The sequence below is a fragment of the Streptosporangium fragile genome (assembly GCF_039534445.1).
Lineage (GTDB): Bacteria > Actinomycetota > Actinomycetes > Streptosporangiales > Streptosporangiaceae > Streptosporangium > Streptosporangium fragile.
Genome location: NZ_BAAAVI010000116.1, coordinates 1 through 15517 on the forward strand (window position 1 = coordinate 1; position 15517 = coordinate 15517).

General features: G+C 72.1%; 15 protein-coding genes and 1 tRNA gene. 9 read left to right on the top strand and 7 right to left on the bottom strand.

Annotated features, from left to right (window positions below):
* The 4 genes from ABD841_RS38700 to ABD841_RS38715 form a co-directional block, all read left to right on the top strand.
* On the top strand, nucleotides 1-574 hold a 574-nt coding region (locus ABD841_RS38700; RefSeq protein WP_344982035.1), incomplete at its 5' end, for a thiamine pyrophosphate-dependent enzyme.
* A gap of 14 nt (nucleotides 575-588) precedes the next feature.
* The gene (locus tag ABD841_RS38705) at nucleotides 589-2049 is read left to right on the top strand and encodes a benzaldehyde dehydrogenase (protein WP_344982036.1); all 1461 of its coding nucleotides are present in this window, start codon (nucleotides 589-591) and stop codon (nucleotides 2047-2049) included.
* Nucleotides 2050-2096: 47 nt separating this feature from the next.
* Nucleotides 2097-3314 (top strand): CynX/NimT family MFS transporter, encoded by a 1218-nt coding sequence (locus ABD841_RS38710; protein ID WP_344982037.1) that lies wholly within the window; start codon nucleotides 2097-2099, stop codon nucleotides 3312-3314.
* 241 nt (nucleotides 3315-3555) lie between these two features.
* Nucleotides 3556-4653: a glycerophosphodiester phosphodiesterase gene (locus tag ABD841_RS38715; RefSeq protein WP_344982038.1), complete on the top strand. Its 1098-nt coding sequence runs from the start codon at nucleotides 3556-3558 to the stop codon at nucleotides 4651-4653.
* A 162-nt stretch (nucleotides 4654-4815) separates the two neighbouring features.
* Here the strand turns inward: ABD841_RS38715 and ABD841_RS38720 are convergent, their stop codons facing one another.
* Together ABD841_RS38720 and ABD841_RS38725 are read right to left on the bottom strand one after the other, a co-directional pair.
* A complete protein-coding gene (locus tag ABD841_RS38720; RefSeq protein WP_344982040.1) occupies nucleotides 4816-5343 on the bottom strand; it encodes a cysteine dioxygenase in 528 nt (175 codons plus the stop codon).
* Complete coding sequence (locus ABD841_RS38725; RefSeq protein ID WP_344982041.1) at nucleotides 5340-6341, bottom strand: amidohydrolase family protein; 1002 nt, start codon at nucleotides 6339-6341, stop codon at nucleotides 5340-5342. The genes ABD841_RS38720 and ABD841_RS38725 overlap by 4 nt, the downstream gene beginning before the upstream one ends.
* 228 nt (nucleotides 6342-6569) lie before the next feature.
* On the opposite strand from ABD841_RS38725, the gene ABD841_RS38730 reads away from it, so the two are divergent.
* Nucleotides 6570-7523, top strand: a complete 954-nt coding sequence (locus ABD841_RS38730) for a LacI family DNA-binding transcriptional regulator (protein ID WP_344982042.1) — start codon at nucleotides 6570-6572, stop codon at nucleotides 7521-7523.
* A gap of 92 nt (nucleotides 7524-7615) precedes the next feature.
* Nucleotides 7616-8386, top strand: a complete 771-nt coding sequence (locus ABD841_RS38735; protein WP_344982043.1) for an SGNH/GDSL hydrolase family protein — start codon at nucleotides 7616-7618, stop codon at nucleotides 8384-8386.
* Nucleotides 8387-8426: 40 nt separating this feature from the next.
* On the opposite strand, the gene ABD841_RS38740 is transcribed toward ABD841_RS38735, so the two are convergent.
* From ABD841_RS38740 to ABD841_RS38750, 3 genes are all read right to left on the bottom strand, one after another.
* Nucleotides 8427-8987, bottom strand: coding sequence for a PadR family transcriptional regulator (locus ABD841_RS38740; RefSeq protein WP_344982044.1), 561 nt, complete (start codon nucleotides 8985-8987; stop codon nucleotides 8427-8429).
* 145 nt (nucleotides 8988-9132) lie between these two features.
* Nucleotides 9133-10530 (bottom strand): aromatic amino acid lyase, encoded by a 1398-nt coding sequence (locus tag ABD841_RS38745; protein ID WP_425582115.1) that lies wholly within the window; start codon nucleotides 10528-10530, stop codon nucleotides 9133-9135.
* A gap of 8 nt (nucleotides 10531-10538) precedes the next feature.
* Complete coding sequence (locus ABD841_RS38750) at nucleotides 10539-10907, bottom strand: phage holin family protein (RefSeq protein ID WP_344982045.1); 369 nt, start codon at nucleotides 10905-10907, stop codon at nucleotides 10539-10541.
* 464 nt (nucleotides 10908-11371) lie between these two features.
* Between ABD841_RS38750 and ABD841_RS38755 the strand changes: the two genes are divergently transcribed.
* From ABD841_RS38755 to ABD841_RS38765, 3 genes are all read left to right on the top strand, one after another.
* Nucleotides 11372-11647: a hypothetical protein gene (locus tag ABD841_RS38755; protein ID WP_344982046.1), complete on the top strand. Its 276-nt coding sequence runs from the start codon at nucleotides 11372-11374 to the stop codon at nucleotides 11645-11647.
* Between the two features lie 73 nt (nucleotides 11648-11720).
* Entirely contained in the window at nucleotides 11721-12125 is a 405-nt protein-coding gene (locus tag ABD841_RS38760) for an OsmC family protein (RefSeq protein ID WP_344982047.1), read from the top strand.
* Between the two features lie 635 nt (nucleotides 12126-12760).
* A tRNA-Lys gene (locus ABD841_RS38765) sits at nucleotides 12761-12834 on the top strand.
* A 516-nt stretch (nucleotides 12835-13350) separates the two neighbouring features.
* Here the strand turns inward: ABD841_RS38765 and ABD841_RS38770 are convergent.
* The gene (locus ABD841_RS38770) at nucleotides 13351-14325 is read right to left on the bottom strand and encodes a transposase (protein WP_344982048.1); all 975 of its coding nucleotides are present in this window, start codon (nucleotides 14323-14325) and stop codon (nucleotides 13351-13353) included.
* Between the two features lie 33 nt (nucleotides 14326-14358).
* A partial coding sequence (locus ABD841_RS38775) for a hypothetical protein (RefSeq protein ID WP_344982049.1) occupies nucleotides 14359-15517 on the bottom strand: 1159 nt, incomplete at its 5' end.

Below are 15517 nucleotides of genomic sequence, written 5' to 3' on the forward strand. Positions count from 1 at the left end.
CCCGCCGGGGCCCGGCGAGCCGCTGCTGGCCGCGCACGTCCTGGTCGAGCTGGCCGTGCGGCTGGCGCCCGAGACGGTGGTCGTGGAGGAGACCCCCTCCTCCCGCCCCGACCTGCACCGGCTCGTCCCCGCGCGGCGCCCGCTGGGCTTCCTCTCGGCCGCGATGGGCGGGCTCGGCTTCGCGCTGCCCGCCGCGGTCGGCCTGCGGATGGCCGCCCCGGACCGCCCCGTGGTGGCGGTGGTGGGAGACGGGTCCGCCCTGTACGGCGTCCAGTCCCTGTGGAGCGCCGCCCACTACGAGGTGGGCGCGCTCTTCGTGGTGCTCGCCAACGGCCGCTACGCGGTCATGGACCGCCTCGCCGAGCGGGCCGGCGCGGGCAAGGCCCCCTGGCCGCCGTTCACCGAGGTGAGCATGGCGGCCATGGCGAGGTCGCTCGGCTGCCCGGCCCGCCGGGTGGAGACCCACCACGAGCTGGGTGACGTGTTCGACGAGGTGATCCCGGGGCTCGCCGCGCGGCGGGAGCCCCTGCTACTCGACGTGGCGGTCGTGCCCGACCCGGACTTCCGCCCATGACACAAGGAGTTGCCATGACGTTGATGGATACCAAGATCTGGACGGGACAGGTCTTCGCGGACGGCTGGACCACCTCCCGGACGGGCGACGCGGCCGTGATCGAGCCCGCCACCGGTGCCGAGCTCGGCCGGGTCGGCCTGGCCGGTCCCGAGGACATGGCGGCGGCGGCCGTGCGGGCCGTACGGGCCCAGCGGGAGTGGGCGGCGGCCTCGTTCGAGGAACGCGCGGCGGTGCTGCGGCGAGCCGGGCAGCTGTTCGAGGAGCACGCCGAGGAGATCCACGACTGGCTGGTCCGCGAGGCCGGGTCGATCCGCCCCAAGGCGGGGGTGGAGACGCACGTCGCGGCCCAGGAGTGCTACGAGGCCGCCGCGCTGGCCTCCCAGCCGCTGGGCGAGATCCTGCCGACCGTCAAGAAGCGCCTCAGCCTGGCCCGGCGCGTCCCGGCCGGGGTCGTCGGCGTCATCTCCCCGTTCAACTTCCCGCTGATCCTGGCCATCCGCTCGGTCGCCCCGGCGCTCGCCCTGGGCAACGCGGTGATCCTCAAGCCCGACCCGCGCACCGCCGTCTCCGGCGGCGTCACGATCGCCCGCGTCTTCGAGGAGGCCGGGCTGCCGCCGGGCCTGCTGCACGTGCTCCCGGGCGGCGTCGAGACCGGGCAGGCGCTGGTCGGCGACCCCCTGGTCCGGGTGATCTCCTTCACCGGCTCGACCGCCGCGGGGCGCGCGGTGGGCGAGGCGTGCGGGCGCCTGCTCAAGCGGGCCCACCTGGAGCTCGGCGGCAACAGCGCGCTCGTCGTCCTCGACGACGCCGACCTGGACCTGGCGGTCTCCGCGGGGGCGTGGGGGTCGTTCCTGCACCAGGGGCAGATCTGCATGACCACCGGGCGCCACCTGGTGCACTCCTCGATCGCCGAGGAGTACGTCGCCCGGCTGGCCGAGAAGGCCGACCACCTGCCGGTGGGCGACCCGGCGGGCGGACAGGTCGCGCTCGGCCCCCTGATCGACGCCGGCCAGCGCGACAAGGTCCACGGGCTGGTCACCGCGAGCGTCGACGCCGGGGCGCGGCTGGCCGCGGGCGGCACCTACGAGGGGCTGTTCTACCGGCCCACGGTCCTGGCCGACCTGCCGCAGGGCGCCCCGGCCTACGCCCAGGAGGTCTTCGGGCCGGTGGCGCCCGTCATGCCGTTCTCCACGATCGAGGAGGCCGCCGCGCTGGCGTCCGACACCGAGTACGGCCTGTCCCTGGGCGTCCTCACCCGCGACGCCATGCGGGGCCTGGCCCTGGCCGACCTGGTCCCCACCGGCATCGTCCACATCAACGACCAGACCGTGGACGACGAGGCGGTGGCCCCGTTCGGCGGGGTGGGCGCCTCCGGCACCGGCTCGCGCTTCGGCGGGGGCCGGGCCAACATCGAGGCGTTCACCGAGACCCGGTGGGTGACGATGCAGGGGGACATCGCGGCGTACCCCTTCTGACGGTGGCCCGGGAAGGGCGGCGGAGCGGGCTGTGAGAAGGTTGGGCAATGTCTGATCGGGGACTCAGGGTGTCGCGGGTCCTGCTCGTCGCGGGGTTCGTGCTCGCCTCACTCAACCTGCGGCCCGCGCTGGCCGGTGTCTCACCGGTGCTCGGCGAGATCATGGGCGACCTCGGGCTGAGCGCCGCCGCGGGCGGGGCGATCACCACGGTCATGGTGGTCTGCCTGGGCGTGCTCGGCCCGCTCGCCCCGCTGCTGGCGGGCCGCCTCGGCCTGGACCGCACGCTCCTGGCCGGGCTGCTCATCCTGGCCGCCGGGGTGGTGCTGCGCAGCGCCGACGGCGTATCCGCCCTGTACGCGGGCGCCGCCGTCGCCGGCACCGCCATCGCCGTCATGAACGTGGTGATGCCCGGCGTGGTCAAGCAGCACTTCCCCGGCCGGGTCGGGCTGTTCACCGCGATATACGTCTCCGGGCTGGTGGCGGGCGCCGCCGCGGCGTCCGGGCTGATGGTCCCCCTGGAACGCGCCACCGGGTACGGCTGGCGCGAGGTGACCGCGATGGCCGCGATCCCGGCGCTGGCGGCGGCCGTGCTCTGGCTGCCCCAGGCGCTGCGGCGGCCCGCGCGCCCGCGGGCCGCCGCGCCGCGGCCGTTCGCGGCACTGCTGCGCAACCGCGTGACCTGGTACGTCACCGTCTACATGGGCCTGCAGTCGCTGACCTTCTACATCATGCTGGCCTGGCTGCCGACGATCTTCAGGGACGCCGGGCTCCCGGCGGACCAGGCCGGCTACCTGCTGAGCCTGACCAACCTGTCCCAGGTGGCCGCGACCCTCACGGTCCCGGTGCTCGCCGGGCGGGCGCGGTCGCAGGTGCCGTACGTCACGGCCGCGACCGTGCTCACCGTCGCCGGATACGTCGGGGTGCTCGCCGCCCCGGCGACCCTCCCGTGGCTGTGGATGGTCATCCTCGGCGTGGGCCAGGGCGCCTCGATCGCGCTGGCCCTGCTCATCATCACGCTCCGCGCCCCCGACCCGGTCTCGGTGACCGCGCTGTCGGCCGTCGCCCAGTCCGCCGGGTACGTGCTGGCCGCGCTCGGCCCGTTCCTGATCGGCGCCCTCCACGAGATCTCGGGCGACTGGACGCTCCCGTTGCTGGCGGGCCTGGGGGCGTGCGGCCTCCAGCTGGCCGCCGGATTCCTCGCCGGCCGCCCGGCGCTCGCCACCGGCGGGGCGCACCCCGCGGAGAACTCGCTGCCGCTGCGCTGACGGGGTGCCGCACCGATCGCGGCGTCGCGTCGTTCGCGGCGGTGCGCGGTTCGCGGCGGTGCGCTGTCTGCGGTGGTGCGCGGTTCGTGGCGGTCTGCTGGTCGCGGCGTCGCGCTGCTCGCGGTGCCGCGTGAGGGGATGTCCGTTCCCGCCCGGTGCCGGCTGTCCCGACACCTGGACGTGCGGTGGCCGTCGCGTGTCCGGCACCCGGAGGTCACCTGCGGCTTCTACGGTCCTCGGCATGATCCGTAGGCTCCTGGCCGTGGCGCTGGCGGTCCTCGCGACCGGTACCGTCACCGTTGTGCTGCACCAACCCGAACCCGCGACCGCCGAGCCCCGCGGCCGCGACCCCATCGTGATCGGCCACCGCGGTGCCAGCGCGCACCGGCCCGAGCACACCCTGCTCTCGTACGAGGCCGCCATCGCGCTCGGCGCCGATTACATCGAACCCGACCTGGTCGCGACCAAGGACCACGTGCTGGTCGCCAGGCACGAGAACGAGATCTCGGGCACCACCGACGTCGCGAGCCGGCCTGAGTTCGCCGGCCGTCGCACCACCAAGACCATCGACGGGCGCCCGGTCACCGGCTGGTTCACCGAGGACTTCACGCTCGCCGAGCTGAAGACGCTCCGGGCCAAGGAGCGCGTCCCCGACCTGCGCCCGGACAACACGGCCTTCGACGGCCTGGCGGAGATCCCGACCTTCGACGAGGTCGTGCGGCTGGCCCGGCGGCACGGGGTGGGGGTCTACCCGGAGACCAAGCATCCCAGCTACTTCGACTCCATCGGGCTCTCCCTGGAGGAGCCGCTGCTGGAGGTGCTGGCCCGGCACGGCTGGAGCGGGCGTCGCGACCCGGTCTTCATCCAGTCGTTCGAGACCGCCAACCTCCGGGAGCTGCGGAAGAAGACCAGGCTCCCGCTGATCCAGCTGATCACCGCCACCGGCGCCCCCTACGACTGGACGGCGGCCGGGGACCCGCGCACCTACGACACCATGGTCACCCCCGAGGGGCTGCGCGAGGTGGCGGGTTACGCGGACGGCGTCGGCGTCGACACCCGCCGCATCGTGCCCACCGGCCCCGACGGGCGCCTGCTGCCGCCCACCACGCTCGTCCAGGACGCGCACCGGGCCGGCCTGAAGGTGCACACCTGGACCGTCAGGAACGAGAACTCCCAGCTCCCGGTGGACTTCCGGCGCGGAAACCCGGCCAGCCCGGTGTTCCCGCGCGCCACGGGTGACGTGATGGGCTGGCTGGAGAAGCTCTACCTGCTCGGCCTGGACGGCGTCTTCGCCGACGACCCGGGTGTGGCCCGCGCCGTCAGGGACCGGGTCCTCTGACGTTCCCGGCCTTCCGCGGCCCCGGGAGAGCCCGGGGGCACGGAAGGCCGGTGGGCCGGTTCGGAGGTTCCGCGCCGTCGACCGCGGGATCGCCGGGTGCCGATCGGGTGCTCGGGGCCGGACGCGCCTCACGTGGTGTGGCAGGAGCCGGGACCCGGCTCGCTAGGCGACCTCCGCGATCCGGTCGGCCTGCCCGACGTCGTCCATGGGACGCAGTTCGTCGGCGTAGCTGACCGAGACACGGCGCATCACGCCGGTCTCACTGATGGAGTACTGCCCCAGGCGCCACAGCGGCGGCGAGTAGGCGTGGATCGAGACGCTGCCGTGCGCGGCGCCGGTCAGCCGGTGGATGTGGTCGGGGCCGAAGGAGAAGGACTCTCCCTCGGAGACCACGGTCTCCAGGTGCTCGCCGCCGATGCGGGGGTTGCACTCCAGGAGCGTGCCGGCCACCACGCGGACCGCCCCGGAGGAGGTGTCGTGGTCGTGCCAGCCGGTGTCGTCCTCGGGCCGCCAGCACAGCAGCCAGACGTCCACGTAGGAGTCCCGGTACAGGGAGGCGTAGTGGCGCCCGCCCTCCTCGGGGAAGGCCACCTCGTGCTCCCAGCGGGACGGGTCGGCGGCCAGTTCGTCGACCAGGCGGAGCAGTTCGCGCCGGTCGAGGACGCGGGCCGGCAGGGCCTCGTAGCTCATCGGCGGGTCTCCCTCACGCGCTCGCCTGCCGCCGGTGTGCCGGGGAGCGCACAGCTCCCGCGCCCCTGGTACTGGTTCACGTGAAACGACTCCTTCCTGTTCAGCAGGCGATGGGGATTGGTGACCGCGATGGCGTGCCGGGCGGCGTCGCCGAGCGCGGGGTCGGGGGCGGTGGCGTAGGGCAGGTCCGAGCCGTTGACCACGACGTCGACGCCCAGCTCGCGCACCGTCGCGTCGATGGCGCGCGGGCCGTAGGAGGAGGTCTCCACGAACATGCCGGGGTCGACCCGCCCCCGGCCGTCGCCACCCCGGTTGATCAGGCGCTCGGAGTGGAGCGGGGCGAGCCCGGCCAGCAGCGCGAAGCAGACCCGGAGCCGGGGGTGGCGGGCCCGGCCGAAGGCGGCGAAGGCGTACCAGGCGGCGTGCATCTGCTGCACGTACGGCACCACGGCGGGCCACCAGCCGGGGCCCGCGGGCTGGGCGGCGGGGCCGGGGTGCACGAAGAGCGGCAGGTCGCGCTCGGTGAGCACGTCGAGCAGCGGGGCGACCCGCTCCAGTCCCGCGGCGTCACCCAGCGCGGTCGCCGGGAGCTGCAGCCCCACCGGGCCCGGCCGGGTGCCCGTGGCTCCGCCGGGGCGCTCGTCGAGGGTCTTGGCGAGCCTGGCCGGGTCGATGTCGCCGAGGCAGGCCGCCGCCCAGACGCCGAACGGGGCGGGCAGGGCGAGGGCGCCCTCGTGGTAGGCGTCGATGATCGGCCACGCCTCCTCGGGCGGCAGCGACTCGACGCCCAGCGGGCTGGACAGTGAGACCAGGGCCAGGTCGAGCCCGGCGTTCAGCTCCTGGCGCCGGGCGACGTCGTGGCCGGCGGGGTCGACCTCGTAAGGGGGCTCCCCGTCCAGGTGGAGCGTCCAGCCGTCGAGGCGCGGCGCGGTCGTGCGGCGTCGCAGCGCCTCGACGAACGCGGGCGTCCACAGGTGCTGGTGCACGTCGACGGCCACCGCCGACCCCTCCTTTCGGCTATTTCCTACCTAGAATATAGGTATAGCCGCTCACCTTGTCACATCCGATGGTGATGCGGTTCAGTGAACCGTTTCAGTGAATCGCTTCACCCCAGGAGTGTCAATCCCCGGCAAAGTGATGGTCGCCCGGATGACGCGTCCCCCGGGAGCCTCGGGCAATAGGCTGGCCGGATGCCCCAGCCCAGGAAACGAGCGACGATCCGTGAGGTGGCGAAGGCCACCGGCCTCTCGCCCGCCGCCGTGTCGTACGCCCTGCGCGGCATACAGGTCTCGGAGGAGACCATCGAGCGGGTGCGCCGGGCCGCGGCCGAGCTCGGGTACGAGGCCGACCCCATCGCCCGCGCGCTGGCCAGCGGCCGGACCGGCATGATCGGCCTGCTCTGCGGCTCGCTGGAGGACCTCTGGCAGCAGGCGCTGGCCGTCGGCATCGCCCGCGCGCTCAAGGACAACGACCGCTACGCGCTGATCCTGGACGCCGCGGGAGACCCGGCCCGGGAGAAGACACTGGCCAGGCAGCTCCGCGACCAGCGGGTGGACGCGCTGATCGTCCAGCCGGTCGACCCGGCGGCGCCGCTCTGGGCCGAGCTCTGCGAGAGCCTGCCGGTGGTGTCGATCGGCGACTCGCTGGCCGGGGCCCGCACGGCGGGCGAGGTCGTCTTCGACAACCGGGCCGGCGTGACCCTCGCCCTGGAGCACCTGTGCCGTCGCGGCCACCGCCGCCTGGCGGTGCTCACCTCGACCCGGGCCGGCACCCCCGACCGGCCCGCGGACGTGCACGTCCTGGCCGAGGCCGGGCGGCTGGGGCTGGACCTCGACGTGGTCACCGCGCCGCAGTCGCTGGCCGCCGCCACGGACGTCGCCCGCCGGGCGCTCGACGCCGGGCACCGCGCGTTCTTCTGCTTCGCCGACTCCATCGCCTACGGGGTCTACGCGGCCTCGGCCGAACGCGGCCTGCGCATCCCGTCCGACGTCACGGTGATGGGATACGACGACCACCCCATGTCGGGCCTGCTCACCCCCGGGCTGACCACCGTCGACTGGGACATCGACGGCATCGTCCGGGCCGCCGTCCGGATGGTCGTGGCCGCCGCCGACGGCAACACCCGGCGCCGCCGCATCGTGCAGGCCCCGGACCTCCGCGAGCGCGGTTCGGTCGGCTGACCCGGCCGGCGTGGGCGTGCCGCCGGTGCGGGCCTCGGGACGGAGGCATTACTAAAATATGCCATTACTCGCATAGTTGATTATCATCGGGCATGGGCTATCTCAGGTATGTGGCGGTAGGCGACAGCCAGACCGAGGGGTTGAACGACGGCGACGAGGTGGCGGGCTATCGTGGCTGGGCGGACCGCCTCGCCGAATCCCTGGCAGCCGGCGAGCCGGAGTTCCGGTACGCGAATCTCGCGGTGCGCGGACGTCTCGCCGGGCAGATCCGAGCCGAGCAACTGGACCCCGCGCTCGCGCTGGAGCCGGATCTGGTGACGGTCATGGCGGGGATGAACGATCTGGTCCGGCCGGGGTTCGACGCCCCGGCGGTGACCGCGGACCTTGAGGCGATGTTCACGGCGTTCGTCGCTTCGGGAGCCCGGGTCGTCACCTTCACCTTCCCCGATGTCGCCCGGATCGCCCCGCTCGTGCGGCACCTCCGGCCCCGGGTGATCGACCTCAACGAACGGATCCGGGAGGCGGCCGGGCGGCACGGCGTCCTGGTCGTGGACACCTTCGGTCACGAGATCACCGTGGACCCGAGGCTGTGGAGCGCCGACCGGATCCATGCCACGCCGCTGGGGCACGCCCGCATCGCCGCCGCGGTGGTCGACGCCCTGGGCCTGCCGGGCGGCGATGCCTCGTGGTCCGATCCGCTGCCTCCCGTGCGGCCGGCTCCGGTATGGAGCCGGGTCGGCCGGGAGCTGGCCTGGGCCGGCTCGTTCCTCGGCCCGTGGGTGCTTCGCCGCCTTCGGGGACGCTCTTCGGGTGACGGCCGGGTCGCCAAGCGGCCCGACCTGCTGCCGATGTCCCAGGTCTGACTCCGCTGCCGGCCCTCGGGCGGGGCCGGCACCGGTCGGCTCACACCCGGGTGGAGCGCCGTTCGAGGATCGCCAGCGCGCGCTCGGCCCACCGGACGTTCTCCTGCTCGAACGACAGTCCCCGCAGCAGCGTGAGGTAGGGTCCGACACGCTCGGCGTGGGCCAGGAACTCCTCCTCCGGGCGGCCGTCGAGCAGCCGGGCCCGCAGCCGTTCGTAGCGGGCGATCTTCGCCTCGGCCCACTCCCTCCGCTCGGCGATCGCCGCTCGCACGGCCTCGGCGTCGCCGGCGTCGACGGCCTGGACCTGGACCATCAGCTCCTCGCGCATCGCCCCGGGCCGGGGCGGCTCGGCGGTGAAGTCGTGCAGCGCGCGGCGGCCGGCGTCGGTCAGGGAGAACAGCCGCTTGTCGGGCCGGCGCTCCTGCCGGATGACGCGGGCCCGGACGAGCCCGTCGGCCTCCATCTTCTCCAGCTCGCGGTAGAGCTGCTGGGGCGTTGCCATCCAGAAGTTGGCGACCGAGGCGTCGAACCCCTTGGCCAGGTCGTACCCGGACGCCTCACCCTCCAGGAGTGCGGCCATGATCGCGTTGCGCAGTGCCATGCCCGCATTTTATCCACGCCATTGATTAGTCAAATAGTTTGCTATTCAACTTTGGAAATACTCTGTCGTCCGGGCTGTCGCCCCAGGCGGCCTGGTCAACACGTTGAGCATGGAGGGGTGACGCATCCCTTCCGGCCGGCGGGACTCACCGGCGGGCGAGGCCGGGCAGCAGCGCGCGGGCGGCGTCGAGGTCGGCGTCCAGGGGACGGTCGGCCGTCGCGGGATCGAGCGGTATATCGCAGGGCAGGCCACGCCCGCGCAGCGCCCGCACGGCGGAGACCAGCTCGCAGGCCAGGACGACCTCCAGCGGTTCGGTGGCGGCCAGCGTGGCGCGGGCCGCCTGCGGGGTGAAGCTCGCGTGGTCCTCGGTGCCCAGCGAGAGCACGGCGCCGGAGAGGGTCACCGGGGTGGCGAACTGACGCAGCTCGGCGAGGGCGGAGTGGGCGATGTACTCCAGGATCATCACCCCGGACAGCCCCGGACGCTCGGCCAGGAAGGGGAGCAGGCCCGTGTGGGCGGGGTCGGCCAGGGTGGCCAGCCTCGCGGTGCTCAGGGCCGCCGCCTGGACCAGCGCCGCCCGCAGGGCGTCCAGCGCCAGCGCGACCCGGGCCGAGTGGAAGTTGCCGTTGTGCCAGGCCCGGCCCTCGGCGATCAGCGGGTTCTCCGGGGGCGCGTTCAGCTCCAGGGTGACCGCCTGCTCCGCGCCGTCGAGCGCGTCGAGCGCGGCCCCGTGGACCTGGGGGAACGCGCGGTAGCCGTAGGGGTCCTGCACCCGGCGGGGACTGGTCGGGCCGACCAGGCCGCGTAGCCCCGCCGCGACCGACGACTGCCCGGGGCCGCGCTGTACGACGGGCGCCAGCGGTTCGAGCGAGGCGTCGACCGCCCGGAAGGAGAGGGCCGCGACCGCCGTGGCGGCCGACAGCAGGATCCCCAGGCGGTGGCAGGCCAGAGCCGCGTCCGCCAGGGTCGCCGCGCCGGAGCTGATGAAGGGCAGCGCGTCGCGCGAGGACAGCGCGAACCGGGGCGGCGGGTCGCCGGCCGGGGTGCCGGGACCGGGAATCGCGGGCGGGGTCCAGGGGACCTCGCCGAGCAGGCAGAGGGCGGTGGTGGCCAGGGCGGTGAGATCGCCGGTGCCGATGGCGCCGTAGGTGCGGATCGGCGGGGTGAAGCCCCGGTTGACGGCGGCGGCGAGCACCGGCAGGACGGCGGGGTCGACCCCCGAGCCGCCGGAGAGCAACTGGTTGAGCCGGACGACGAGGGCGGCGCGGGCGCGGTGCTCCCCGACCGCCGGCCCGGCGCCGCCGGCGTGGCTGCGGAGCAGGTCGAGACCGGCGTCCTCGATCTCCACGTCCTTGTTGGCGCCCACCCCGGTGGTCTGCCCGTACACCGGCCCGCCCAGGGCGCCCGCCGCCCGCCACGCCGCCTCCGCGCGGTCGGTGGGGCCCAGCAGGACCCCCGAGCCGTGCGCCGCCCGGTGCACCTGCTCGCAGGTCAGGTGAGCGCCGTCAAGGACGACGATCATCCCGTCGGCTGCCTCGGTCAACCCGGACCTCAGTCGCCCAGGACCAGGTCGAGCAGCCAGCTGATCACGCCGATCACGATCGCGCCCCAGAACGCGGCCCAGAAGCCGGCCACGTGGAAGGACAGGTCGAGCTGCTCGGCGATCCAGCTGGTCAGCAGGAGCAGGCCCGCGTTGACGACCAGGGCGAACAGGCCGAGCGTGAGGACGTAGAAGGCGCAGCCGAGCGTCTTGATGATCGGCTTGAGCACGGCGTTGACGACCCCGAAGACCAGGGCGACCGCGAGGAGCGTGCCGATCTCCTTCGCCGGAGTCGCCGCGGATACGGTGATGCCGTCCACGAACTGGGTGGCCACCCACAGGGCGGCCGCCACGGCCAGGATCTTTACGATGATCTTCACTTTTCGGCGTCCTCGCATGGATGATCGGGCCGATGATGGGTTCGCTTGACAGTTGAATAAGCGGATATATCAGGACACTAGACACTTTTATGGTTGCGCGGGCGGCCGATGATCGTGTCTTCGGCGGAGAGTTTTCCACAGGTGACCCGGCGTAGTCACCATGTCGGCGGATGAGGTGACACCTTCACCCCCCGGGGGTGACCTTCCGGCCGGCGGGAGGCGGGGCCCGGCGCGGGAAGTCCCGTCGCGTCCGCGGGCGTCCGCCGGCATGCTCCGCGGGAGCCGGCGCCGGAAGGGGTCGCCGGTGACACCCCGGTGCCGGTGCTCGACGAGACCTCCGGCATGCTCCACGAGAGCCGGCGCCGGAAGGACGGCTGCCCGTCCGGCCTGCGGGGAGTGCGTCCTGCCGATCGTGCATGATCGCCACTATCTCGGGGCAGAAGGGGCGTGAGGGGGTGGGTTAGTTGGAAACGGACGAGCTTGAAGCGCTGTCGGCCCGGGAACTGCACGACCGCGCGGTCCACTACGCCGTGCACCACGGAGACTTCGGCTTCCTGTGGGAGCTGCTGAAGGTGATCCCGGCGGCGGAGGCGTCCGCGGGGCACGACGACGAGACCGCCAACGACCTCAGCCGTGTCTCCGCGCTGCTCAGCGACGCCGTGGCCTCGGGTCACGGAGAGCTCGGCGAGGCGCTGCGTCCGTTCTACATCGACTACCTCTCCAAACACCCCGAAGCCTGAGCGCACCCTCACCCCTCATCGTGACGTCCCGTCCTCTCGGTAGGGTGATCGGCGGATCCTGAGGAGGAACGCCATGGCGCAGGTGAGGGTGGAACGGACCGAGAGCGGCTTTGTGGCGCGCAACGACCGGGGAGCCGAGGTCGTCATGGGCGGCGGGGACGAGCAGGGGGCCTTCACCCCCGTCGAACTGCTGCTCGCGGCGCTCGGCGGCTGCAACATCGTCACCGTGGAGCCGCTGACGGCCAAGCGCGGCCACCGCCTGGTCCGGCTGGCGATGACCGTCCAGGCCGAGAAGGTCGAGTCCACCAAACTCGGACCGATCACCGTCACCTACGACGTGGAGCTGCCCGAAGGCGACGAGAAGGCCGATGAGGTCTTCCGCGCGGTGGCCCACCGCGTCGAGGAGAAGTACTGCACGGTGAGCCGTGCCCTGCGGGAGAACACCGAGGTCCGCCTGGAGCTCCCCGAGGTTCCCTGATCCCCGGAATCTCCGAAGAGCCCCCCGACTCTCCGAAGAGCCCCCCGGACTCTCCGAACGGCCTCCGCGGCGGCCCGCGAACCGGTTGTGCCGCTCCGGGGCCGGGGCTGCCTCCCCGCTTGGGCAAGGCAGCCCGGGAGCGCCTTGGCGATACCAGGTCAAGCCCGGCTGTAGGTGCAAAAACAACTCCCGGATGACGCCCTCGTTACATTTGGCTCGGTACTGTTGTTGCAGGTCAAGGGAGTCTGCGAGGCCCGGGGGGAGCGTTGCAGAGACTTTTCACCGAATAAAGGGCGCGAGGGGGATCGCGCCCCTGCAGTGGGAGCCGCCTGAGTCTTGGGGGAGACGAGGGGAAGGCCCGCGCAGAGGCCGGGGCCGGACAGTTGGGGGACTGTCCGGCCCCGAGTCTGTTCCGAGCCGGACGCCGTGCCCGGGGCCGGATACCGAGGTACCACGTCCACGACCGTGCCGGGGCCGGGGCCGGATGACCATGTCCGAGCGCCGCGACCGTGGCCGGGATCGGATGTCCGGGCCGGGTGTCGACCGGCGTACCGGCCGGTGACCGGCCGGTTTCCGCCCGGGATCAACCAAGGTGCGAGCGCGCCGGAGCTGCTGCTAGAGTTACCCCATCGCAGGCGCCGCTAGCTCAGTTGGTTAGAGCAGCTGACTCTTAATCAGCGGGTCCGGGGTTCGAGTCCCTGGCGGCGCACCGCACGAAAACCCCAGTTCAGTGTCCTGAGCTGGGGTTTCTCGCTTTCCAAGTGGCTCCGGCCGCGCCGATGTGCCCCCGCGGTTGCTCGCTGGATGCTCTTCGGCACGGTTCCGGCGCGTGGCGGGGCGTTCCGTGAACCCGTTCGTCAGGTCAGACCCGTTAGACGATCAAGAAATCGCCAAACCGGAAGGCGTAGCGGGCATGCCGGGTCGGGAAGGGTTTTCGTCCCGACAAAGAGTTGATCAAGCTGTACGACTGGAGGACTTCGACCCCGATCCGGGTCCATCCCCGCGTGCGCGGGGAGCACAGTGCGCGATACGCAGTACCAGTGCGACCACCGGGACCATCCCCGCGTGCGCGAGGAGCACATCAGGGGCCCCCATCTACCATCTTGCTGTGCCGGTCAAGACCATGGCGTATTGCATCCGATGCGAATACGCCATGGTTGTTGAGCGCAGAGATTCTGGGCTCTGGCTCACTCTCGATGATCTCGGTGACAGAGCGTGCAGGGCGTCACGAGTAGCGGAGGACGCGGACCCGTAGAAGGTCGAAGTTGGCGCGGCCGAACATCTGCCGCTTCAAGAATTTGATCTTGTTAACAGTCCCTTCGACGGCCCCGCTGCTGTGTGTCAGTGTCAGCCCGGCCTGCACTGCGGCGTGGTCGCGTCGCAGACCGGTGGCGAAGCCGGCCAGGTAGGGCGAGGCTCCGGCTTCGGCGGCGGCGATCCAGTCGTCGAGCAGGTGGCCGTCGCGGTTGGTCATCATCGTGGCGAAGCTGCGGACCAGCCCGGCGGTGTCGACGAGTTCGGGGCAGCGGGCCAGGATCTGGCCCAGCCTGGCCTTCTCCGCGGCGTCCAACCGGTCGGGATGGGTCATGAGCCAGCCGGTGACGTGGCGGGTTTTGGGTGGCGGGCATGGTTCTTGCTGTACTTGCTGGTATCCGCGCACGGGCTGGAGCCAGCCTTGGACGGCCCGGCGGCTGCCGGTGAACCCGAGGGCCTTGATCTCGGCATAGAGCTGGGCGGCGTTGCTGCAGCCTTCGTTCCAGCGGCGGGTGAGGTAGGGCTTGAACTCATCCAGTTTGCTGGAGCGGGCGAAGGTCGGGGCCAGGAGTTCGTCCGCGCTGGTGGCGTTGGCGTACTTGCGGACGGTGCGGAAGGCCAGGCCGAGTTCGCGGCTGATGGCGTTCAACGACAGGCTCTTGGCCCTCAGCTCCTGGACCTGGGCGTAGCGTTGGTGTGTCCGCGCCACCATCGGCTGTTCGTTGCCGTAGGAGTCGAGGGTCTTGGGCCGCTGGACCGGTTCCTGGGCGGGTTCGGTCCTGCTGCCGATGTCGTCCTTGATCGGGGCGTCTTGGCCGGAGACTTCCTGGAGGCAGGATCGGTGCGCGCGGATCGTCTTCTCCAGTGCTGTGGCGAGGTTTTGCCACAGGTGGAAGCGATCGGCGACTTGCGTGGCTTCCGGCGCGCCCTCACGGGCGCCGTCCAACGGTGCAGTCGGGTATTGAAACTGTCCGAATCCTCAGGTTCTTGGTCTCTGGCTGAGGTCGGCGGCGTAGGTGGACCAGTCGCCAGCGGCGATCTTCTGCCACTGGATGGCGCCTTTGATGTTGATGCCGAGGGTCTTGGCGAGGATCGCTGCGGGGAGTTCGGCAGCGAGTGCGAACAGGGCGGTGTTCCGGTCCTGGCGGGGGTTCAACCTGAGCTCGTGGAGGCGGCAGGCGAGGGCGCCCTCGGTCAGAGGGCGTCCTGGCCAGCGTCCGGGGAACAGCCAGGCGGATTCTGGGTTGAGGACGCCGCCACCGCGCGGTTTCCGGATGGCGACGAGCTCGTTGACGAGGTCGTCCAACGGTGTGGGCAGGGCGATGGGCCGACTGCCCAGGTAGAGGAAGGTGTGGCCGTCCCGTCGGTGGACGTGGTTGATCGTCAGGGCGGTGATGTCGGTGAGCTTTTGCGCGTAGAGAAGGATCAGCAGGCCGGCGGCCCGGTCGGCGGTTGGGCAGGTCTCGTCGTGGAGGAGGCGGCGCGCGTCGTCCCATCTGCGGTCATGGTCAAGCGGTCCGGATGGGGCATGCCAGCGGGTGCTGGGTGCGGTGAGGCGGGACGCGTGCCGGTGGACGACGGCCCACCGCACGAAGTTCGCTGACCGGTTTCGGTGGCTCTGGGTGTGGTCGGTGAGCCAGAGGTCGAGGTGGGTTTGGGTGCAGGTCGCCAAGGTCAGTTCGCGTGCTTCGAGCCAGTCCAGAATGGCCGCGGCGGCGGTGACGTGCTGGCGGACGTTCCTGGCCTGCTGGTGGGAAACGGGCTGGCTGTTGAGGCGGCCGCGGAGTCGGCGGAGGTGGTGCCAGACGGCGTATCCGTGCAGGATCCGGTGGTGCTCGGGGACAGTGCGTGCCGCGATGGTCTGGTTGATCCACTCCTCGAGGGCGGTCAGACGCTCGTCTCGGGGTGGGAGTGCTTCCGCGGTGACCAGCATCGACCGCAGGTGGTTCAGGGTGAGGCTGGCCGGCATGGTGTCGATGAGTTCGTGGGAGAGCTGTTGGTGCCCGCTCGCGAGTTCGCGTAGCGTCGTGCTGACTCCGGGCCTGGTCAGCCAGGTGTCCACGCTGTCGGGCCGGTTGGCCTGGGGCCCTGCCCCCGAGGTGTGGACACCTTGAATACCGGATGATGGAAATCCGGAG